Below are 24,016 nucleotides of genomic sequence, written 5' to 3' on the forward strand. Positions count from 1 at the left end.
TTCTATGTGTTAAAATAATTTCACTCAACTACTTAACTTATTTGTATTGAATAACGCTTTTTTAATTTTGTTTAATGAAAATTAAAGCTTCTTCATAATTGGCAATTTGGGTGAGGGCATTGTAAATGTATTTTGCAACCAAAGCTCCCCCATCTGAATTAATCAGATCAATATCGTCATCAGGCGTATGATATTGTGGATGTCCGCCTGTATGAAAACCTACGGCAGAAATCGATTCTTTATAAAAAGAAACGTGATCAGAACCGCCAACGTCGCCTGCATGTACAACTGGATTTAATCCGCTGTTTTCTTGGAGTTTTTTCATTAATTCGACTCCGTTCGGAAAAGTTCCTGCACCGCCCATATAAAGCTCTTTTTTATCATTCAATCTTCCAACCATATCCATATTCAGCATTACTTTTACGTTTTCTTTTGGAATTGGCAAATGATTGATAAAGTATTTCGAACCAAGCAATCCTTCTTCTTCTCCGCTAAAAGAAATAAAAATGATGCTTCTTTTTGGTTTTACTTTCATCTTAGAAACTTCTTCCAAAATGCACAATAATGCCGAAACGCCAGAAGCATTATCATCGGCTCCATTGTGAATGGCAAAAGCTTCTTTCTTTTTACTTCCTGAATTTGGTCCGCCCCAGCCCCAATGATCATAATGTGCGCCAATGACAATGTATTCGTTTTTAAGATTCGGATCTGAACCTTCGATGTAACCGAAAACATTTTGAGTTGCAACACTATCCGATTTCATTTTATTAATTCCTTCTTTCACAAAAAGTTTGAAAGGCTGATAATAGGAATTATTGAATTCTTTTAAACCGTATTTTTTAAAATACTTCTGAATATATACCGCAGCCTCGTTATTCCCTTTTGTTCCTGGAAAACGACCTTCTAATTTATCGGAAGACAAATATTTGTCATGTTTATAAAAGGTTTTAGATATGTCTTTATTTTGAGCATTCGCTTGAATACCAAAAAATAAAATGCTTAAAAAAAGATATTTTAGAGTTTGCATATTTTGTTCTTATCTAAAATTATAAGCTTAGTTCAAAAGAGGTATGTTTAATATATTTTCTATCGTAAGTATATAAAACATGAATTTTCTTGTCTGTTGTCTGAATTATGGCTGGATAGCTAAATTCTCCTTTTTCTTGTTTTTCAAGATCAAATAATTTTGTCCAATTTAGACCATCTTTAGAATATTCGACATCTAAAATGTTTCGTCCGTTAAACCAATCTTTTCCAATTGGCAGTGGATTATTTACCAATAAAAACAAATTTTTATTTACAGTTAAAGCATCGATGCCTGAATTTGAATTGACCACATTTATAGTGTTAGTTCTAATCCAACTTTTTCCATTATCGCCAGACCAGCTCGATACCACTTTATTGTGTTTGCTTCGAGACAACATCTGAATATCAGTTGAACTATGAATTAAGAATGTAGGCTGAATCACATCTAAGTTTTGATTGTTTTCTACCGCAATTTTCTTCCAAGAATCTGTTGCTTCTGTATATTCTTCTACATGTATGCGCCATTCGTCTGTGTTTACACTTTCTGTACTGCTTCCGCATAAAATTACACCTGGAGTAGTTTCAATAGGTTTGTTACGAATTGGCCCTAAAATTCCATCTGGAAGATATTTTGGTTCGCCCCAAGTTGTTCCATTATCTTTTGAAACAATCATAGCTCCAAACCATTCTCTAGGATTTTTACCAATTTTGTAAAATAAATACAGATTTTCGCTTTTGCTTTTAAACAAAACTGGATTCCAACATGGAAGCGTATCTCCGTTTTTAATCAAAGGTTTAATTAGGTTTTTAGGCGAAGACCACTTTTTGTCTTTATAAGCCGAAATATAAATTCCGACATCTTTTGCGCCTTCATATTTTCCTCCAAACCAAGCTGCTAAAATCTCGTTTGGCTTATATTCCACCAAAGTCGATGCGTGACTATTAGTCGTAACTGGAGGATCTGCAATATAACTGCTTTCAATATTTACTGCTTTTATCTGTGCTTTTATTCCATTCGAAAAAAGAAAAATCACTAGTACAGCTACTGCAGTATATTTTGTTTTTGATATCATTTTATTATTTTTTGTTTTTTTAGATGAAAGATTCAAGATAAAAGATTTGGAAAGTAAAAATCTTTTCTTGATTCTTCCATCTAATACATCTTAGATCTAACTATTTTTCAAACCTATTTTGTGTCCTGAAATTGCGTAATATAAAATAAAGATATAGCAAGGAAGCAAAATCCAATATCCTTTTGTTGATGCACTTGCTGAGGCATTTACTTCGCTAATTCCTTGTGCAATTAAATCTGCTTTTGCACCGTCAACGAATTTTCCATACAATGGCGGAATAACTGCTCCACCTGAAATTGCCATTACTAATAAAGCTGCTCCAGTTTTTGTAAATTTTCCAAGTCCATTTAGTGTAAGTGGCCAAACTGCTGGCCAAACCAAAGCATTTGCGATTCCTAAACCAGCAACAAATAAAACAGACGTAAATCCAGTTGAAAATACAATACAGAAAGACAAAATAATTCCTAAAACTGCACTAACTCTTAAAGCTAAAGCTTGTGTAATATATTTCGGAATTAAAAATGCTCCTAAAGCGTAAGTTGCCACCATTGCTAATAAAGTAAAAGTGGTAAAGAATTTAGCATCGGCAGCAGGAAATCCTAAAGCGATTCCGTAAGCGATAATGGTGTCACCTGCAATTACTTCTACTCCAACGTACATAAACAACGTTAATACTCCAAGCCAAAGATGCGGAAACTGAAAAATACTCGTTTTTACTGTTTGTCCATCTTTTGCTTCTTCTATTGGCGCTGCTTCTACATTTGGAAGCGGTGCTTTACGAATTAATATTCCCAAAATAAACAAAACGACAGCCATAGAAATATAAGGAACTACAACGCTGTCGGCCATATTATTCAATAAAATATTCTTTTCAGAAACACTGACTTTACTTAATTTTTCCTGAATTTCATCAATTCCAGATAATAAAATTGATCCGAAAATAAGCGAACCTAAAGCTCCTGCAATTTTATTACAAATTCCCATAATAGAAATTCGTTTTGCAGCACTTTCGATAGGTCCTAAAATAGTAATATATGGATTGGAAGCGGTTTGCAATAAAGTCATTCCAGCTCCTTGAATAAAAATTCCAGTTAAGAACATCCAATACGTTCTAGCTTCGGCAGCGGGAATGAAGATTAAAGCTCCAAATCCCATAATGAATAATCCTAAAGACATTCCTTTTTTATAACCGATTTTAGCTAAAATATAAGATGCGGGAAGCGCCATAACCACAAACGAAATATAAGATGCCGAAGCAACTAATAGAGATTGTGCAGAGGTCAATTCGTTAATGGTTTTCATAAACGGAATCAAAGCGCCATTGATCCAGGTTACGAATCCAAAAATGAAAAATAGACTTGCGATTATTAATATTGGTAATAAGTTTGGTTTGGTTTGTGAGGAGTTAGTGGTATTTGCGTTAACCATTCTTTATTTTATTTAATGTTTTTTGTGGTTTTGATGATTTATTAAATTGGAGAAAATCATCATTTAGTTAAAAGAGCATAATATTATCAGAAATACTGACATTGTAATAAAACAAAAGGAGAGTTACCTCTCCTTTTGCGTTTTAAGTAAGGATTGTGTCGATCATTACTTACCAAATTAATTATTTTGTGTCCCACCAAAGTCTAGTTCCACCTGAATCTGGACCTCCTAATTTAGAAACTCCGTCTTCAACAGCTTCTTTGTTTGCTGAGTACTCGTTTGTAGTGTAAATAATTCTTTTCATCAAAGATTTACCAACTCCAGCATCTGGGTTATCAGTGTTTAAAATTGGATAGATTACTTTAGCATCACTTCTACGTAAATCTGCCCAAGCTTCCCAAGATTCTGGGAAAATTGCTAAGTATTTTTGAACTGCAATTTGAGTTCTTTGATCAGCAGTAGATGCAGACCAAGCAACTGGCAATTTAACTGGAATATCTTGTAAATCTAAAGTTGGGTATAATGTTAAAATGTTTGGTAATGTTGGCAAAGTTACTCCATTGATATATGCATTAACTGTAGCAGTATCAGTGATTCCCCATTGTGCAAGAGATAATCTAATACCTGTTTCATACAAAGTTTTAGCATCTCCGCCCATGTTCCATCCATTTAAAGCTCCTTCTGCTCTACTTAAGTAGTTTTCAGAAGCCATTAAGATTTCAATGTTTTTAGATTCACTAAGGTTATTAGCTGCACCATTTCCTAAAACTTCATTGTTAAAAGCAGAGAATTTAGTAGTTCCAAATTGATCTTCTAAACCTCCAACAGGGTTTCCTCTATAAACTCCAGTATCGATTGGGGCAAACCATTTTGATAAACGTGGATCATTGTATCCTACTAAGATACTTTCCATAGAAGCTGTCATTACATAACCCCAGCTGTTAACAATCATGTTTAAGTTGTTTGGAGTAATGCTACTTGCTTTAAAGAATGCGCTTTGATCGTTTGTTTGCATAACTCCAGCAGCAACAGCAGCCTCTGCTTGAGTTTTTGCTTTAGCAGCATCTTTATCAGAAATTCTTAAAGCTAAACGCAATCTCATACTGTTTCCAAAAATTCTCCATTTATCAACGCTTCCAGCATAAACTCTATCATTTGGAGAAAGAGATGCAACTGTAGTTGTTGAAGTAGAAGACAATGTAGCATTAGCTTCGTCTAATAATTTAAAGAAATCTTCATAGATAGATTCTACACTGTCGTAAGGAACTTTATCTGAACCATTACCTGCTTGAGTGTAAGGAATTGGTCCGTAAGCATCAACCATTTGGTTGTACATGAAAACTTTCCAGATTTTTAAAACTGCTAATGCTTCAGCATTTCCTTCAGAAGCTTTAATAGCATTTGTTAATGCTGGTGCAGCAACTGTATAAAATCTTGTCCATCCTCTACCTTCGTATCCGTTAACGAAAGCATTTCTTTCAGTTCCATATCCACAGTTTAAGTAGTGAATAAAAGTTGAAGACAAAATACCAGTTGCAATACCCCAAGTACCTTGGTCATCAATACCACTAGGTGACGAGTAAGAACCGTTGTGGATACCTGCATAAAGTGCAGATGCAAATGCTGGTCCTGCAAGGGTTGGATCTAATTGACTCTCTGTAAGAGAATTTGGATCCGTATTTATTTCGTCGAAATCTTTTGTACAACTAGAAAAAGTAGATAGCATTGCTAGAGCAACTCCTAGTGTTTTTATTTTAAAACTATATTTCATGATATCTCTTTTTTTAATTAAAATCCGAATTTAACATTAACTCCATAATCTCTCGTTGAAGGAATGTTGAAAGATTCTATCCCTTGTAAGTTTCCTGTACCTGCTCCAGCCTCTGGATCAAAATACTTAGCTTTGTTTAAGAAGAAGAATAAGTTTCTACCCACTAAAGAGAAGTCAATACTGCTAAATCCTGAGTTACCTAATAAACGTTTTGGCAATGAATAACCAAATACAAGCTCTCTTAATCTAATGTTTGTTGCATCATATACGAATGGTTCTGCAATTGGAGTTCTTTGACCGATTGCTGTCCAATATTGCTCTGCATTAATACTTGTTGTGTTTTGAGTATAAGTTCCATTTCCGTTATCAACAACACCATCAACAATAATTCCACCATTTCTTCCAGCTAACGTAATGTCGCTTACCCCTAAACCAGCTTGTCTAGCTTGAGTGTATGAAATAACTTCACCACCAATTCTGAAATCAACAAGGAAGCTTAAAGAGAAATCTTTGTACTTGAAGTTGTTTTTGAAACCTGCGGTCCAATCTGGGTTAAAGTTACCAGCACGAACATCAAAACCATTTGTAGCTAAAGGAATACCAGCGCTGTTAACTAAAATTTGTCCTGCATCATTTCTTTGGAAACCTTTGATGTATAAATCACCATATTCTCCACCAACAACTACTTTACTTCTTACTAAACGTCCTTCACCAATTACTAATTCATCACGTCCTTCAAAGATAGACTTTACTTTTGACTTATAAGAAGCATAGTTTGCTGTAATATCCCAAGTAAAGTTTTGTGTTTGAATTGGAGTTGCAGTAAGCGTGAACTCCATACCTTTATTTTCAATATCTCCACCGTTTACGATTGCTCTAGAGTATCCAGAAGATTCAGGAGTGTTGATATAGAAAATTTGGTTGTTAGTTAACGTTTTAAAGTATGTGAAATCTAAACCTAAACGGTTGTTGAAAAATCTAACATCAGCACCAAACTCAGAAGAAGAAGAAATCTCTGGTTTCAAGTTTGGATTAGCTTTTGTGCTTTGTCCATATAACATACCACCGTTACCTCCGATGTAAGAAAATCTTTGTTGTGTTTGATAAGGATCTGTATCGTTACCAACTTGTGCATAAGAAGCTCTTAATTTTGCAAAACTGATTACTTCTGGCAATGTTACCATATCAGAGATAACTGCTGAAAGCCCGAAAGATGGGTAGAAATAATCATTTGGTAAAGTAGAAGACCAGTCATTTCTAGCTGTTAAATCTAAGAATAAATAGTTTCTGAAACCAATTTGTCCAAATCCATAAACAGAGTTAATTCTTTTCTCTGAAGCTGTAGAAGTAGATGTTGGAGTTTGAACATTCGATAATGCAAAGAAGTTTCTTTTACTTAAAACTCCACCTGAATTTAACGATGAACTATTTTGTTGCAATGAACTTGCTCCAGCATTAAGTCCAATAGAAAAATCTCCAAATTTTTCGCTATACGCAAGTAAAGCATCAACGTTTAACTCGCTAACTGTCTCATAAGATTCTCTGTATGATCCCAAATTACTATTGAAAGCATTTGTTGCATATCCGTTTCTAACAGTTGTATTTGTCATTTGGTCTAAACCAGCTCTACCTTGTAAGCTTAATGTTTTTGTAAACTCATATTTAAGAGACGCTAAACCAATAAATCTGTTTCTTTTATCTGTACGAGCATCATCTCTTAAAGCAGACCAGAAAGGGTTTCCTCCTGGAGCTCCAGTTTCATCAAGAAAGTAGTTTACTTGTCTTTGTCCAGCAGCATCAAAATATTCGAAATCTTTGTAATCGTTATAAGCGATACTACGAGGTAATAAATAAGCAGATGTTCCAATAGACTCTTCACCAGTTCTCAATATGTTATTAATATCTTGAACGATGTAGTTTGTTTTAGCATCTAAAGTTAATTTGTCAGAAATTTTACTAGTCAATCTTAAGTTAAGATTGTGTCTGTCCATTTGGTTTCCTCCAACAATACCTTCAGCACGTGTGTTAGTATAAGAGAAATAACCTTGCGCTTTTTCGTTACCAGCTGTAACAGTTAAAGTGTTTGCTAAGTTATAACCTGTTTTGTAGAAATCAATAACGTTGTTTGGTTGTGCAGAATAGCTTTGTGTAGCTGGCCCAGCATAATTTGGGTTACGAACTAATTGCCATGCTGATACTTGACTTCCGTCTAATTTTCCTCCCCAGCTTGAGCTTGAGTTAGAAACGTAAACACCATTTGTACCTTGACCATACTCGTTTTGTAAGTTCATCAAATTGTAAGCAGAAGAAGCCATGAAATTAGATGATAACGAAACTGAAGTTTTTCCAGCTTTACCAGATTTAGTTGTAATTACGATTACACCATTTGATGCTCTAGATCCATAAAGAGCTGCAGCAGATGGTCCTTTAAGAACAGTCATCGAAGCAATATCTTCTGGGTTAATGTTAGAGATACCATCAGGCTGTGTAGTTCCTCCTGTATCAATATCAGGATTAGTTGTTGTTGTTCCGTTACTAATTGGCACACCATCTACAACATAAAGAGGCTGGTTGTTCCCGTTAAGAGATCTGTTACCTCTTAAAGTAATTCTAGAAGAAGATCCAACACCATTAGAAGTAGTAGAGAAGTTAAGACCAGCAACTTTACCAGAAAGAGAGTTGGCAACGTTTAATGATCTTGCTTCAGAAAGTTCACCTACTGAAACGTTTTGTGCAGAATAAGTAATAGCTTTTTTCTCTCTCTTAATACCAAGAGCCGTAACTACTACCTCTCCTAATTGCTGCGTGTCTGCACCTAAAGATACGTTAATTGTAGTTTGTGATCCAACAGCAACTTCTTTTGAAGCAGATCCCACATAAGTGAAAACTAAAACTGCTGATTGACCTGGAACATTAATGCTGTATTTACCATCAAAATCTGATGAAGCACTCGTCTTTGTTCCTTTAACAATAATATTTGCTCCAGGAATCGGAATTCCGCTAACAGCATCTGTTATCGTTCCTTTTACTGTAGTCTGTGCTTGTAGGCTTTGAAACCCAAAAAGGCAGATGACCAACAGTAATTTTAGTACGTTTTTAATCATATTAGTTGTTTTTTTAGAGTTAATAACATGTTAAATTTAAGAATACATTTTGTTAACGAATCATTATTTCGACAAATGACAATTTTCAAAAGGTGTTGGTGAAAGTTTCGCCAATTATTGAAAGAAAACGTTTTCATTTGTAATCAAACTCTGCCTTATTTTAAAGGCCAAAATCTATTAATCTAATAGATTTTGGCCTTTTTTAATTGTATTCTTTTTTTTAACTAAAAAACGTTCAAAATTATTCTGTGTTTAACGTTTTTTAGTTAGAAACCTTAAATGTCGTTTTTTGCAAATCAGTAGAGTTTCCGCCCACCATAACTTCGAAGTCTCCTGGCTCGACAACGAACGTCATCTCCCTATTATAAAGGCCTAGCTCGTCTTTAGTAAGTGTAAATTCAACATTTTTAGTTTCTCCTTTTTTAATATTTAATCTTTTAAAACCTCTTAAAGTTTTCTCTGGAGTCGTAACAGAACTGTAAACATCATTTACATATAATTGTACAACTTCATCTCCATCTAAATTTCCAATGTTTTTCACATCAACAGAAACTTTAAGTTCTCCGTTTGGTTTAATTTCTTTTGAACTAACCTTTAAATTAGAATATTCAAACTTCGTATAACTTAATCCGTAACCGAAAGTATATAAAGGATGTTCGCTTTCTGCTACATATTTGTGAATAGCAGATGGTTTTTGATTATAATATATAGGTAACTGCCCAACTGATTTTGGAACTGTAATTGGCAATCTTCCTCCTGGATTGTAATCTCCAAATAAAACATCAGCAACTGCTCTTCCTCCTAATTCTCCTGGGAACCATCCTTCAAGAACAGCAGGAATATTTTCTGCAATCCAGTTTGTAGAAAGCGGACGACCGTTTAGTAACACACAAACTACTGGAGTTCCTGTTTTTTGAATCTCTTCTATCAATTGCTGTTGTATTCCGAATAAATCTAAAGAAGCAACATCTCTGTTTTCTTCTACCAATTCGTTAGATTCTCCTAAAACTACAATCGCAACATCTGCTTTTTTAGCTGCGTCGATTGCTGGCTGTAAGTTTACTTTCTCTAAATTCCAACGGAAATGCGCTCTGGCTCCCCAGCCTCCTTCCCACATTTCAATGCGGACTTTGTATTTTTTACCTTTTTCAATATTTTTTGGAACTGTAACCATGCTTGTTGCTCCTTTTGTCCAGTTGTCAATTACCAATTGATCATCGATATACATTCTGATTCCGTCATCAGAACTTAAACCTAACCAGCCATCCAATGCTTGGTCTGATTTTAAGAATCCTGTCCATCTAATAGAAAAATCATCCACATTTACACCGTCACCTGGCGCCCAAGGCCAGTCAAACTCTAACTGACTGTCAATACGTGTCAATGCTGGGGTTCCTTCTAAGTTTCTGTTATTGAAATATTCTCCTTTTAATCCGTTTTGAGATTCGTCTGGAGTAAATAAATATTTAGATGGAATAATCTGTCCTTTTACGATCAATGGAACTCCTTCTTCATAAACTACATTCGCAGTTTTTCCAACCAATTCCTTAACTCCTTCGTAAACCGTCATTCCGACACTATTTTTAGGAGCATAACCTCCCAATCTTGAAGCATTTGCATTTGGTCCGATAACCGCAATGTTTTTCAAGTTTTTACTTAAAGGCAAAGTATTGTTATCATTTTTCAATAAAACCATTGATTTTTGAGCCGCTTCTAAAGCAACTTGCTGGTTTTCTGGAGTATGAAAACGCTCTTTAATCAGATTTTTATCTGTGTACGGATTTTCGAATAATCCTAACAAGAATTTCAAACGCAAAACTGCTCCCGCTGCACGGTCGATGTTTTCCATTGTCAATTTCTTTTCATTTACCAATTCAATAACTGTATTTTGCCAGAATTCGTTTGAAAAATCATAAAACTGCATATCAACACCCGCAGAAACCGCTTCTCTAATAGCATCTTTTGGAGAATCAGCCACTTTGTGAGTTGTCTGAATGTATTTAATAGCTCCTAAATCTGAAACTACAAGTCCTTTAAAACCCCATTCGTTTCTCAAAACATCCGTCAATAACCAATGATTTGCTGCACAAGGGATTCCGTCTAACTCAGAATAAGCACACATTGTTCCCAACGCTCCACCTTTTGTAAATGCTTTTTGGAAAGATGGTAAATGATCTTCTCTTGCTGAACGTTCTCCAACCAAAATTGGAGAAGAATTTCCTCCCGCTTGTGGAATACCGTGAACTGCAAAGTGTTTAGGTTCTGCAATTATAGAACGATCAGATTTTAAATCATCTCCTTGTAGTCCTTTAATGAAAGCCAAACCAATTTCACTGTTCAAGAAAGCATCTTCACCAAAAGTTTCAGCAACACGTCCCCATCTTGGTTCGCGCCCTAAATCTAAGTTTGGACCAAATCCAAAATGAACTCCATGCGCTCTAGCTTCCATACCAATTACTTTTCCAACTTTGTCAATAACTGATGTATCCCAAGTTGCTCCAAGCCCTATGTTCATTGGGAAAGCAGTACTTCCTTCGTCTAAATAACCGTGAAGCATTTCACACATAATCAGCGCCGGAATTCCCCAACGGTTTCCTTTTATTACGTTTGTTTGAAGGTCGTTAATCATTTTCGCTGAACGCGGATAAAGATCATGAATTGCTCCAATTCCTAATTTTCCGATTTTTTCTGCCGATTTAGCTTTAGCAAAATCTTCTTTCTCTTTAAAAAAATCTCCTCTATACATATCCATCTGACGCACTTTTTCTTCAAGGGTCATGCGGCTTAACAGGTCTTTTACTCTGTCTTCAACAGGCGCTTTCGCATCTTGATACAGATACTTTTTCTGGGCGTGGGTTTGGTTTAAAAAACCAACAGCCATTACAAAAATAATGGCCGTTTTTCTCATTCTTAATTGTAACATAGTTGTGTTGTGTTTAGTTTTGAATCACTTTAAGCTTTGTTCCATTCACAAAATCATCGTGCGAAATAAAAAAGCTGTTAATTGATTTTCCGTTTAGCTCAATCGAATTGATTTTTCCACCGTTATTGATTTGTCTTTCAATAACAATGCTTTCTTTTTTATAATATCTTGGATCTAATTTAATCGTCACTCTATGAAACATTGGCGCTGTAATGGTGTAAATTGGATCTCCTGGCGATATTGGATAAATTCCCATCATCGAATACACCAACCAAGCTGACATTGTTCCAGTATCGTCATTTCCAGGCAATCCTTTTGGTTCATTTTTGAAATATTCGTGAACCAATTTCTTTACCATTTCCTGAGCTTTATATTCTTCGCCTTTCACATAATTGAATAAATACGGATTAGCAATGTCTGGTTCATTTGCCATATCAAATTGTTTCGTATCAAATATTTTCTGCAATTGCGCCGAAAAAGCTTGATCACCACCCATTAATTTCTTTAATCCGATAATGTCGTGAGGAACCATGAAATTATACTGCCAAGCATTTCCTTCGATAAAACCTACATTTTCTTCAAAATTAGCTCCAGATGCAGGATCAAATGGCTCGTACCATTTTCCGTCAGCCGTTCTTGGTCGAAGCAGATTTAAGTTTTTATCAAATAATTTTCTGTAGGATAATGAACGTTCTTTAAAACGTTTTACATTGTCTTTGTCACCGAATTCGTTGGCCATAAGCGAAATAGAATAATCTGAAATATTATATTCCTGAGTTGTAGAAACTGGGCCTTTATTGTCAGTTGTTAAATATCCTTTTTTGATATAATCTTTCAATCCTGGACGAAGCGGATTATTTTCAATATTATCTGCGCCTTTCAACATCGCATAATAGGCTTTATTAACATCATAATCACGAATTCCTCTCATATAAGTATCTGTAATTACAATACTTGCAGGGTCTCCAACCATGGTAAAAGTTTCAGTCGAATTCAATTCCCATTTTGGTAACCAGCCGTTTTCATCGAACATATCCAACATACTTTTTACCATATCCGATTGCTGTTTTGGATAAACCAAAGACATTAACGGATGGACATTTCTATACGTGTCCCATAAAGAAAATACGGTATAACGGGTGTCATCGGTTTTAGCAATTTTACTTCTTTTGATTACGGGATATTGTCCGTTAATATCATTTAAAGTATTTGGGTGAATTAAAGTGTGATACAAAGCTGTGTAGAAAATCGTGTTTTCATCTTTTGTACCACCTTCAACCAAAATTTTAGACAATTCTTCGTTCCATTGGTTGTAGGTTTCTTTGTAAATTGCATCAAAAGATCTGTTACCAACTTCTTTTGCTAAGTTTTCACGGGCATTTTCGATACTTACGTACGAAATTCCAATCTTCACTTCAACCGTTTCTTGTTTGTCGAATTTATACGTAAAATAACTTCCAATACTATCCCCCACAACGGTTTTGATTGTATTTTCCATCATTCTGGCTTTTCCGTTGTAGCCCATCCATTGCGCTTCAACGCCGTTGTATTTTGCAGGTTTTTTCCAAACTCCAAATTTATCGGCAGGTTTAGAAAATTGAGCCACAAAATAAACTGGATAAGCGTCTTCTGGACTATTGTAGCAAAACGAACCAACTGAACGCATTCCTTCAATTTCTGTAGCAGAAACCACTTTTATCATCGCACCTTCTTCATTGGTTAATCCTAAACCAAGATTTAATAAAATATTAGATTGCCCTTTCGGGAAAGTGAATCTGCTTACTCCCACTCGCTTTGAAGCTGTAAATTCACCTTTTACTTTGTATTTCTCGATGTTTACACTGTAATAGCCAGCTTTGGCAACTTCATTAGAATAAGTCGAACCGTATTTTAAGTGATCAATTTCTACTGCTCCAGTGGTTGGCATCAATAAAATAACACCCAATTCTGGACAGCCAACTCCGCTCAAATTCACCTGACTGAAACCTGTCAAAAAATTATTTTCATTCACATACGGATTAGAAAGCCACTGGCTGTCTTTTTCCATCGGAGTATTTTTTACTCCAGCCACATTAAACGGACTAATACTTGCCATTCCGCGCGGTGCAATCGGACCCGGATAAGCCGCACCATAATTGGAAGTCCCAATAAATGGATTAACAAAATCAGCAGGTTCCTGCGCAAAAATAGTGATGCTAAAAAACAGCATGTATAAAATACATGCTGTCTTCATTTTATTTTTAATATTTAAAAGCATAGGCTTCATTCTTATCTGTTTATAGCTTCGATTTTTAAAATCCAAGCTTCTTTCGCAGGAAGATTTTTTCTTAAGCTTTCTGGAATAATTACTTTAAATCCGTTTCCTTCTTTTGTCCATTTTAAAGAAGTTTTAGAACCTAACATCGTGATTTTTGTTCCTTTTTTAGGACTGATAGATTTCACTGTAACTTCAGCAGGAATTTTATCTTCTCCGTCTTTAGCTAAATAAAATGCAAATACATTTCCAGCTTTGTTTTGTGTAAAACAGATGTTTTCTTCTTTGTAAGGCTCGATTGGTTTTGTGTTGTAAATTGCTGTGCTGTTTACTTTCATCCAATCTCCGTAAGCTTGCAATAAATCGTAAGCACCTTTATCCCATTCTCCTTCTGGACTTGGAGCAATGTTTAACAGTAAGTTACCACCTTTTGCCACAATATCAACCAACAAATGAATTCCTTGTCTTCCAGTCATGTAAGTAGCACCTGGAGAATAAGACCATCCACCGCCAGCTGGAATACAAGATTCCCAAGGATAAGGCAACGTTTTAGCAGGAACACGTCCTTCTGGAGTTAAATAGTTTTGGTTTTTACCGTGAACAGCTCTATCTACTACAATTAATCCAGGTTGTTTTTGACGCGCTTTAATTACCAATTCATCCATTTTAGGATCTTGGTCTACAACTCTGTGTTTAATGAAACCATTTTTAGATTCGTTTTCAGTAAATTTCTCGTCATAGTTTTCTTTGATGTTTACTTGGTCTCTTTTTCTAACCCATCCTCCATCTAACCATAAGATATCAACTTTTCCGTAGTTAGAAAGAATTTCTAAGATTTGGTTGTGAGTGAAGTCAACATATTTCTGCCATTTTTCTGGATATAAAGACGGATCGTAGTTTACGTTTCTGTCGAATGGAGGAAAATATGGATCCCAGTAATTTTCGTTATGCCAGTCTGGTTTAGAGAAATACGCTCCAGTTGAAATACCTTCACCTCTAAAAGAGTTGAAAATTTCTTTTAAAACGTCAGCTTTTGGGTTTGTATGAAAAGGAACATCGTTACTAGTAATCTTGTAATCAGAATATTTAGTATCATACATATTGAATCCATCATGGTGTTTTGTAGTGAAAACCATGTACTTCATTCCAGCATATTTAGCCGCTTTAGCCCATTTTTCAGGATCAAATTTTACAGGATTAAACGTTTTTCTTAAACCTTCGTAATCTTTAATATAATCATTATAATTAGACGGATTGCTTCCTTTTTTACGTTCACACCATCCGTAATCTTCAGGACAAATAGACCAAGATTCTACAATACCCCACTGGCTGTAAGTTCCCCAGTGCATTAGCAAACCAAATTTTTTGCCTTGCCATTCGTCTAAGTTCTTTAAAACTAACGGATCAGTTTCTGGTACGTATCTTTCATCTTCATAAATCGCCTGAGCGAATATCTGAGCTGAAAATAAAAGGGCGATTATGAATATTCCTTTTTTCATCTTTAATCTAATTTAATAATTTATTATTCTTTGTTTTTTAGTTTAGTTTTTCAAGTATCGGTTGATCTGTAAAAATTAGTTCTTTTTGGGTGTTTTCATTAAGTTGCTCAAGGACAACAAACTTATTCTCGCCCGCTTTCAACCAACAGCCTGGTACATAAAGTGTTTGTTGCGGTCCTACTTTCCAGTAGCGACCAAGATTGTGGCCGTTAACAAATACAATTCCTTTTCCCCAATTTGTCATATCAAGAAAAGTATCGGCTGGTTTATCTATGTTTACTGTAGATTCATATAAAACTGGGCGTCCTGGTTTTATCGTTTCATTTTTAATAACTGGCGCTTCATTCATTGGCATTTTATACATTTCCCATCCACCACTAATTTCATATTCATTAATGAATACTGGAGAAATAATTCCTTTAGTATTATGTACAATTTCGGCTCCGTAATTAATACGTCCCATATTTTCAACTAGAATTTCTAAAATACCGTTAAAAGGAATAGAAACTGTCAACTCGTAATTCTTGAAAACTCTATTCAATTCACCAACCTTAACTCCATTTACATAAACTGTAGCAAAGTCTCTCAATCCCTCAATTTTTAATTTGCCAGAAGAAATTGGTTGCGTAAATCTTTTTCGATACAAAACATATCCATTTCCTTGCCCCAATTTTTCAAATGTTAATGGCTGGTCATTTACAACCGCTTTTTCTTTTTTGATCCAACTTAAAACATCCATACTTGATTTGACAGGCTGATTAGGATATTTTGTAACTGGTATTTTCTCTGGAATCGATGCTAATTTTGTTTTAGAATACTTTTGCATTACTTCACGTATAGCCATAAATTTTGGTGTTGCCCAACCTGCTTCGCTAATAGGAGCATCATAATCATAGCTTGTAATGTCCGGCTGAATATCACTTTCTTCATTATAATTTGCTCCAGAGGTAAATCCAAAATTAGTACCACCGTGCACCATATAATAATTAAAAGAAACACCTGCATCAAGGTACTTTTTAGTTTGACTAGCAATCTCCTCAGATCCAATTTTAATAAATGGTTCTGCCCAATGATCTAACCATCCAGAATAAAACTCTGCGACCATATAAGGCCCTTGTCCTTTATGGTATTTATCAACTTGTTTTTTTAAATTTTCTATATTTGATTCCCCATTTGCAGTTGGCAATGCGCCTTCAACCATACCACCTTCAAACAACCAAGTACCGTCAGAAGTGAAAAAAGGCTCTGGAAACCCAGTTTCTTTAAGCATATTGTAAATTGCAGTTTTATATGCTTTATGATCCTCAGCACTAATATCGGTTCTTTGAGAAACATAAGAACCAAATTCATTTTCTGCCTGAACCATAATAATTGGCCCTCCCTGGTTAGCAAAATTTCCTTTTACCACTGCATACAATTGTTCCAGATACGTTTTGCAAGCTTCTAAAAATGCTTTGTTATTGGTACGAATTACTAAATCTGGATTATTTTGCAACCACCAAGGATATCCTCCAAATTCCCATTCGCCACATGCATACGGACCTGGTCTAAGAATCACATACAATCCTTCACTTTTAGCAATACGTAAAAACTCTCCTAAATCTCTATTTCCTGTTTTAAAATCCCATACACCTGGCTCTATTTCGTGATAATTCCAAAACACATAGGTTGCTACGGTATTCAATCCCATAGCTTTAATCATTTGTAGCCTATGTCTCCAATACTCTTTAGGAATACGCTCATAGTGCATTTCTCCTGAATGTATTTTTATGACTTTCCCATCTTTTTGAAATTCTCCATTAGATATAGAAAATCCTTTTGTTTGCGCCGCATTAAAAAACGGCATCAAACAAATCAATAATACTCCGAGCTTAAATAATATCTTATTCATTTTTTTTCAGATTATACATTTATGACTTTAAAGCTTTGTCAAAGTTTGAAACTTTGACAAAGCTGTCACAAGCATTTCACGTTAAACTATGTGTTAGAAACTAGTTTCTTTCTAAACTCTTTTACCAAGTTTCAAAAGAAAAAACTCTATGTTTCTATGTGTTGAAAAATATTTAATTCACCAAAATTTCATCTACAAACAACCAAGAGCTTTCTCCTTTTGGACTTTTCTTTAAGTTGCCTCCAATTACTTTTACAAAACGTGCATTTTGTTTTTGGAAATTGATTTTGAAATCTTTCAATTCTGGAACTGCATTTACCGCATACGGGCGTGTTATTTTTCCAACTTGCGTATATTTAATTCCATCTGTAGAAATCAACACTTTCACTTGAATTGGGAAATTAACTCCTGCACCTTGGCTTTCTAAAGCTCCAACTGTAACTTGTTCAATGCTTTCTATTTTTTCAAGATCAATTACCAATTCCATATCATTAACTAGCCAAGCTTGCCATTGTCCGTCGTGGAAATTTTTACTTCCTCTGATAGTGTTCACCATTGTATTTGCATCTCCTTTATAATTCTGATTATAAGGTGTTAAGTACTTCACTTTTTGTGCAAATGCTTTATGGAAAACAATTGTATCTGTGTATGTTTTTCCTACTGGTTTATCATTTTGAAATAAAGAAGCTTTTAAAACTGTTGTTTCCTTAATCTCAATTGGAGCCGTATATTTTATAGCGTGATGATCGATACTTTTATCTCCTAAAGCATAACGAATGTCTGGATTAGGAAACTCATTTTTCAATTCAACTTTAATTTGTTTATTAGGCAAATCTGCTGTTGAAGAAGCAGTTACCAAATAAGCACTTTTGGCATAATTGATTCCTAAATAATCGTAACGTTTGAATAATGAAAACAATCTTGCAGTAAAATCATTCCAATTGCGTTTCTCTTTCGGACTCCATAAAGTTTCTGATAATGCTGCCAATCTTGGGAAAATCATATACTCAGAATCTTTTGGCAATGCTAAATGTTCTGTCCATAAATTCGCTTGTCCACCTAAAACGTGTGCTGCTTCCTGAGACGTCATTGTTGAAACTACAGGATCAAATTTGTACACTTCGTTTAACGGATTATAAGCATCAAAAGCTAAAGGTTCTTCGTTTTGAGGGCCTTGGTAAAAGTTGAAATAACAAGGAGATTCTGGAGTCATAATAACATCATGACCTTGATCAGCTGCTTCAATTCCGCCTTTCATTCCTCTCCAACTCATTACAGTCGCATCTGGAGCTAAACCTCCTTCTAAAATTTCATCCCAACCGATAACTTTTTTACCTTTTGAGTTGATGTATTTTTCCATACGTTTTACAAAATAGCTTTGTAATTCGTCAACACTTTTTAAATGCTCATCTTTAATTCTTTTTTGGCAGTTTGGACATTTTGCCCAATTCGTTTTAGTCGCTTCATCACCACCAATATGAATGTATTTTGAAGGGAAAATCGTGATTACTTCATCAATTACATTTTGCAAAAATTCAAAAGTCGATTCTTTTCCTGCACAATAAATATCAGTCAAAGGCCAAACTCCGCCTGACGGAACACCAATTCTCTGATTGAAACAAGCCAATTCTGGATAAGCAGCAATTGCACTGCTTACGTGTGCTGGCATTTCAATTTCAGGAATAATTTCGATTCCTTTTGAAGATGCATATTTTACGATTTCTCTTAATTCATCTTGTGTAAAGAATCCACCGTAAGTTCCTTTTTCATCAGGATTTGTTGTTAATCTAGCATTCCAGCTTGTATTCTCCTGATCAACTCTCCAAGCACCAACTTCGGTTAATTTTGGATATCTTTTAATCTCAATTCTCCAACCTTGATCGTCAACTAAATGTAAATGCAAAACGTTCATTTTGTGCATTGCCAAACGATCAATTGTAGCCAGAATATAATTTTTATCAAAAAAATGACGAGATAAATCCAACATTAAACCCCTCCATTTGAAACGTGGTTCGTCTGTAATTGTTAAACTTGGAATCTGCCATTTTGCAGAAGTGATCGCATATTTACTTTCGATTGCTTCAGGAAGCAATTGTCTAACACTTTCTAAACCATATAAAAAACCAACATTTCCTTTTGCAGAAATAACAATACTTGTCGGATTAACATCTAAAACGTAAGCTTCATTTTTTAAGTTCGGATCTACTTTAAACTGAACAAAATTGCTTATTGGAGCTTTTGTTGTCGTTTCTGGTTTCCATCCTGCAGCAACTTCAAATTTAGAAGCCAAAGCATTTGCTGCATCTTTTTGGAAATCACCATTTACTACAAACTTTGTATCTTTTGTAAATTCAAAAACACCTGTTTTAATAAGAGTCTGACTCGGTTTTGGAATGATATGAATATCACTTTCCGTGTAAACTTTCTGCGCGTTAGCCGAAAAAATTGAAGTGATTACGGTTAATAGAAATAGTATTTTTTTCATTCTTTATTTTTTGGTTTCTCTGATACTTCTTATAAAGCTATTTTTAGAGATGTATTTTTTTAGTTTTTGTATGTCATTTCGACGTAAGGAGAAACCAGACTAGGACTTCCTCATACTAATTCACTAATCTTTGTGGAGCTACTTTCGAAGATTTCTCCTTACGTCGAAATGACAATACTGTCGAAAAACTTTGTCAAAGTTCTAAACGTGATAATTATTTATCCCAAGACATTTTAAATTTCGCGTCTTCCATTCTGTGGCCTTTCACATCATCAGAAACGGCGTAATTAAATCCTGATCTTAAGCTGTAACCAGCATATTCACCATTTTTATTCAAAGCAATAAAACCAACTTGCAAGTATTCCATGTCTTTGTGGTTTTTATGTTTGTTGTAAATACGCTCTGTAATTTCTTTACAAGCATCATAAGGAGATTTTCCCTGACGCATTAATTCGACAACCATTGCGCTTCCAGCAGTTCTAATAACAGCTTCTCCTAAACCTGTTGCTGCTGCAGCTCCTACTTCGTTGTCCAAGAAAAGACCCGCGCCGATTATTGGGGAGTCACCGACGCGTCCGTGCATTTTCCAAGCCGCACCGCTCGTGGTGCATCCGCCCGAAAGATTGCCATCTTGGTCTAACATTAGCATGCTTATGGTATCGTGATTTTCTATATTTATGACTGGTTTATATTTTGAATCTTCCAGCCATTTTTTCCAGTCTTTTTCAGATTCTGGAGTCAGTAAATTTTCTTCTTTAAATCCTTCTGACAAAGCAAATTGTAATGCGCCTTGTCCCGATAACATAACGTGAGGCGTATTTTGTAAAACTCTTTTTGCAACAGAAATTGGGTGCATGATTCCCTGTAAGAAACAAACAGATCCGCAATTACTATTGTGATCCATGATACAAGCATCAAGAGTTACTTTTCCTTCGCGATCTGGATATCCTCCGTAACCAACACTGCGAACGTTTGGATCAGCTTCAGGTATTTTCATTCCAGCTTCGATTGCGTCTAATGCTGATTTTCCTTCTTTTAGGTTTTTCCAAGATTCTTTATTAGCAGGCAAACCGTGATTCCATGTCGAAATGATAATCGGTTTTGTCTGTTTTTTATCTTTTGATTCTACTTCTGGTTCATTTTCGTGATTTGCAGCAAATCCGCTTACGCCCAAAACAGAACTAATGGCTAATGTGCCTAAAGTCGTTTTCTTAATAAAATCTCTTCTATTTGACATGTCTTTTTTGTTTTAATTCAACTTTCAAAAACAAAATGTTCTTAATAGTTGCTAAATTAATCAGTAATAATTTTTAATCCCAGTAAAATCGTCTATAACCCCTCTTTTACGGCTGCAATTGTTTTTAAATTACTATCTGATAAAGCATTTCCGTCAAAAAATGAAACTCCTGTTGCACCATTTTTCTTAGCTAATAAAATCGCTTCTTTCAATTCTGCATCCGATTTTAATCCTGGAATATAAATTCCTGTATTTACTTTCGTCTGTTTTCCTTCTAAATCTGTTACACCTTGCTTTGTTGCGTAACCCACCCAGTCAATTTCTTCATCATAAAAACTATGATAAATCATTGGATATACTTCATCAATATTCCATTTATCCCAACGCTGGCGTACCATGTGATCTGCCATTTCTGGATAAGGGAATACTGCTGCCGTTAATTTTTTATTGTATTTGTGAGCAATTTTATAAGCGTCGTCAACCACAGCTTTTACAGCATTTAACCTGAAATTTTTCCACTCCATATCAATTGACGTATTGTGGCTCTTTTTTGGATTTTTATGATGTTCTTTTTCAAATTTGCTTACGCACGCATCACAATAACAGAAATCAAATTGTGGTAATTCTACGTCCTGAACTAAGTTGTATTTTGGCAACAAACTGATTGGTAAGAAAATATCTGGGAAACGAATATAATCTAAATGTACACTTTCAATTCCTTCTACTTTTGCTAAACCTTCCACTAAACCTAAAACGTGGTTTCTAGATTCTTCTTTAGTTGGGCAAAGCCATTGGTAATAATCTACATACGGACGGTTATCAAAACAAGATTTTCCTTCTTTACTTACTTGATACCAATCTGGATGTTGTAAGGCAACTGAATCATTTGGACGATTCATTGCCATAATCCAAGCGTGAACTTTTAGTCCTTCTTTTTTTGCAAGAGGAACTAATCTTGCTAATAGTTTCGGATCTGTTTGCGTGTTAATTAAAACTTCATCGATTCCGCCGTCTTTATATTTTTTAAATTCTTTCGAATAATCTGCATCCGATTTTTTAGCGTCAGCAGTTGTCCAAACTCCAAAAGTGAATTTTCCGTTTTCCTGATCTTTATTCTCTTTTTGTCCGCACGAAAATAAACTCAGCGAAAGCGCCAAAACTAAAACTTTTGACAGCTTTTGTAACTTATTCGTTCGTAATAATTTTACCATCTTCTTTAATTATTAAGGTTTTGTTTGAAAAAGGACTCTTTACCAAGATATTAAATCCTGATGAATGATTTTCTAAAACTGGTTTTAAAGTCTTTCCATCCACAACTATATTTTTTTTACTGATACTTTGCAGTGATTTTGCCCAAGATTTATTTTTATCGAAATATCTCTTTTGAGCACGATACAACGTATACAGTTCCCATTTTACTTTTTCTTCCTGTGGAATTGTAAAAGTATCCTGTCCTCCTATTTCTTTTGAAGAGAAGTATACATAAGCCCATTTTTCGGGCTCATGCATATTTATCACTCCCATAGGCGACCAAACCCAATTGTATTCTGGGAGAAATTTCCCTTCTGAATCTTTTTTACGCTCATATTTTCCGTCAACGACTGAATGCTGCCAATTCACTCTAGAGAAATTGACTTTCCAAAATTTATCTTTCGGAACAATATCATCGAAATATGATGTTTTATAAACCGACCACGGAATTGCAATTTCTAATGTCCAGCCTTTATCTACATCTGAAGCATTATTTAAAGTTCCGTCAATCTTCACCGCCGATTTTAAACCTGTAATATTCCAATCGTTTAAAACCGTATTTTTTTCTCTGTAAGGTTTATTAATAAATAAATCCCAAGCCGTGTTTAATGCATTTATTTCCAATTCATAATAATTGTGTGTATCATTATCTGGATCGATAAAAACCTCAAAATCATTATTGTAAAAAATAATCGTATCGCGTTGTCTTAGATTTGCCCAAACGTGAGGCTCTTCTATTTTTGCCAAGATATAGTAGTAATTATCGTCCCAAAGCATTTTGACCTGAGTATTGTATTTTGGTTTTTCAACGCCTTCTATGTCGACAAAAGGTGTTGTCCAAGCTGCTTTTTCCCAGTCTTTATCTGCCCCGTCTCCATCAATAACAATTTCTTTTGAAGTCTTATACGCAATATAACTTTTCGGTGTAACCCCTTTTTCAGATTGCGAATAACCCATCAATCCAACAAAAAAAACGGCTAGGGACAATAATTTACTTCTACTATGCATCTTTATATTATAAACTATTTTCTTTTGTAAACTGAATTACTTCACTTAATTTTCCGAAAGCGATTGCTACGTGAGTATCAGCCGCACCGTAATAAACCGCTAATTTATCTTCTTTAATATCGTGTAAAGCAGCACAAGGGAATACTACGTTTGGAACGTCTCCAACCATTTCATAAGTCTCTGCTGGTCCTAATAAATAAGGTTGTGTTCTGTATTTTACTTGGTCTGGCGAATCAACATCTAAAAGCGCTGAACCCATTGCATAACGGAAACCATTACAAGTATTGATAACTCCGTGGTAAATCATTAACCATCCTTCTTCTGTCAAGATTGGAATTGGTCCTGCACCAACTTTTGTACATTGCCAAGCACTTTGCTCAAACGGACTTGGTTTCATCACCAATCTGTGCTCTCCCCAATATTTCATATCTGGGCTATAGCTGATCCAGATATCTCCAAAAGGCGTGTGTCCGTTATCACTTGGACGGCTTAACATCGCGTATTTTCCGTTAATTTTTTGTGGAAACAAAACTCCGTTTCTGTTGAATGGTAAAAAGGCATTTTCACATTGGAAAAATTCTTTAAAATCAAAAGTATAACCAATACCAATTGTTGGTCCGTTGTAACCATTACACCAAGTAATCCAGTAACGGTCTTCGATCCAAACCACACGAGGATCGTATTTATAAGCAGATTCGATCATTTCTGTATTACCAGACTGCATTACAATTGGTTCGTGGTTGATGTCCCAATTGATTCCATCTTTACTGAAACCAGCAAAAATATTCATCTGAACTGCTTTATTATCACATCTGAAAACCCCAGCATATCCGTCTCCAAAAGGTACAACTGCACTATTGAATATACTGTTTGATGAAGGAATCGAATATCTGTCGATAATTGGATTCTCAGAATATCTCCACATTACATCTTTACTGTTTTCGGGTCTGTCTTGCCAAGGAATAGTACTCATTTTTTGTTCTTTTTATTTATTAGTTTTTTTGTTCTTTTATTCTAAAGCTTCGTTTTGTCATCCTGAGGAACGAAGGATCACACTAGAAACTCC

Annotated in this window: 14 protein-coding genes; all 14 read right to left on the reverse strand. The window is 35.0% G+C overall.

The genetic code is table 11. From position 1 onward, the window contains the following. Positions 1-61: 61 nt before the first annotated feature. Positions 62-1,027: a M20/M25/M40 family metallo-hydrolase gene (locus V6624_RS19025; RefSeq protein ID WP_338839808.1), complete on the reverse strand. Its 966-nt coding sequence runs from the start codon at positions 1,025-1,027 to the stop codon at positions 62-64. 19 nt (positions 1,028-1,046) lie between these two features. Then, complete coding sequence (locus V6624_RS19030; RefSeq protein WP_111289822.1) at positions 1,047-2,099, reverse strand: sialidase family protein; 1,053 nt, start codon at positions 2,097-2,099, stop codon at positions 1,047-1,049. A 96-nt stretch (positions 2,100-2,195) separates the two neighbouring features. After that, positions 2,196-3,527, reverse strand: a complete 1,332-nt coding sequence (locus V6624_RS19035) for a sugar MFS transporter (protein WP_338839809.1) — start codon at positions 3,525-3,527, stop codon at positions 2,196-2,198. A 181-nt stretch (positions 3,528-3,708) separates the two neighbouring features. Then, positions 3,709-5,298 (reverse strand): SusD/RagB family nutrient-binding outer membrane lipoprotein, encoded by a 1,590-nt coding sequence (locus tag V6624_RS19040; RefSeq protein ID WP_338839810.1) that lies wholly within the window; start codon positions 5,296-5,298, stop codon positions 3,709-3,711. A 17-nt stretch (positions 5,299-5,315) separates the two neighbouring features. Continuing rightward, positions 5,316-8,402 (reverse strand): SusC/RagA family TonB-linked outer membrane protein, encoded by a 3,087-nt coding sequence (locus V6624_RS19045; protein WP_111289817.1) that lies wholly within the window; start codon positions 8,400-8,402, stop codon positions 5,316-5,318. Positions 8,403-8,664: 262 nt separating this feature from the next. Further along, complete coding sequence (locus tag V6624_RS19050; protein ID WP_111289815.1) at positions 8,665-11,325, reverse strand: glycoside hydrolase family 3 protein; 2,661 nt, start codon at positions 11,323-11,325, stop codon at positions 8,665-8,667. 13 nt (positions 11,326-11,338) lie between these two features. Further along, positions 11,339-13,558: a GH92 family glycosyl hydrolase gene (locus V6624_RS19055; protein WP_422389317.1), complete on the reverse strand. Its 2,220-nt coding sequence runs from the start codon at positions 13,556-13,558 to the stop codon at positions 11,339-11,341. Between the two features lie 35 nt (positions 13,559-13,593). Next, a complete protein-coding gene (locus tag V6624_RS19060) occupies positions 13,594-15,078 on the reverse strand; it encodes an alpha-L-fucosidase (RefSeq protein ID WP_338839813.1) in 1,485 nt (494 codons plus the stop codon). Between the two features lie 37 nt (positions 15,079-15,115). Then, positions 15,116-16,969: a beta-galactosidase gene (locus tag V6624_RS19065; RefSeq protein WP_338839814.1), complete on the reverse strand. Its 1,854-nt coding sequence runs from the start codon at positions 16,967-16,969 to the stop codon at positions 15,116-15,118. A gap of 172 nt (positions 16,970-17,141) precedes the next feature. After that, positions 17,142-19,454: a beta-N-acetylhexosaminidase gene (locus V6624_RS19070; RefSeq protein WP_111289809.1), complete on the reverse strand. Its 2,313-nt coding sequence runs from the start codon at positions 19,452-19,454 to the stop codon at positions 17,142-17,144. A gap of 214 nt (positions 19,455-19,668) precedes the next feature. Then, entirely contained in the window at positions 19,669-20,691 is a 1,023-nt protein-coding gene (locus V6624_RS19075) for a N(4)-(beta-N-acetylglucosaminyl)-L-asparaginase (RefSeq protein ID WP_338839815.1), read from the reverse strand. 92 nt (positions 20,692-20,783) lie between these two features. After that, a complete protein-coding gene (locus V6624_RS19080) occupies positions 20,784-21,902 on the reverse strand; it encodes a putative glycoside hydrolase (RefSeq protein WP_338839816.1) in 1,119 nt (372 codons plus the stop codon). Continuing rightward, positions 21,877-22,950 carry a carbohydrate-binding family 9-like protein gene (locus V6624_RS19085; protein WP_338839818.1) on the reverse strand — a complete coding sequence of 358 codons (1,074 nt, stop codon included), beginning with the start codon at positions 22,948-22,950 and terminating at the stop codon, positions 21,877-21,879. Before V6624_RS19085 ends, V6624_RS19080 begins: the two co-directional genes overlap by 26 nt. A 7-nt stretch (positions 22,951-22,957) precedes the next feature. Continuing rightward, positions 22,958-23,923, reverse strand: a complete 966-nt coding sequence (locus V6624_RS19090; RefSeq protein ID WP_338839819.1) for a glycoside hydrolase family 130 protein — start codon at positions 23,921-23,923, stop codon at positions 22,958-22,960. Positions 23,924-24,016 lie beyond the last annotated feature (93 nt).

Source organism: Flavobacterium ginsenosidimutans (genome assembly GCF_037478105.1).
Classification (GTDB): domain Bacteria; phylum Bacteroidota; class Bacteroidia; order Flavobacteriales; family Flavobacteriaceae; genus Flavobacterium; species Flavobacterium ginsenosidimutans.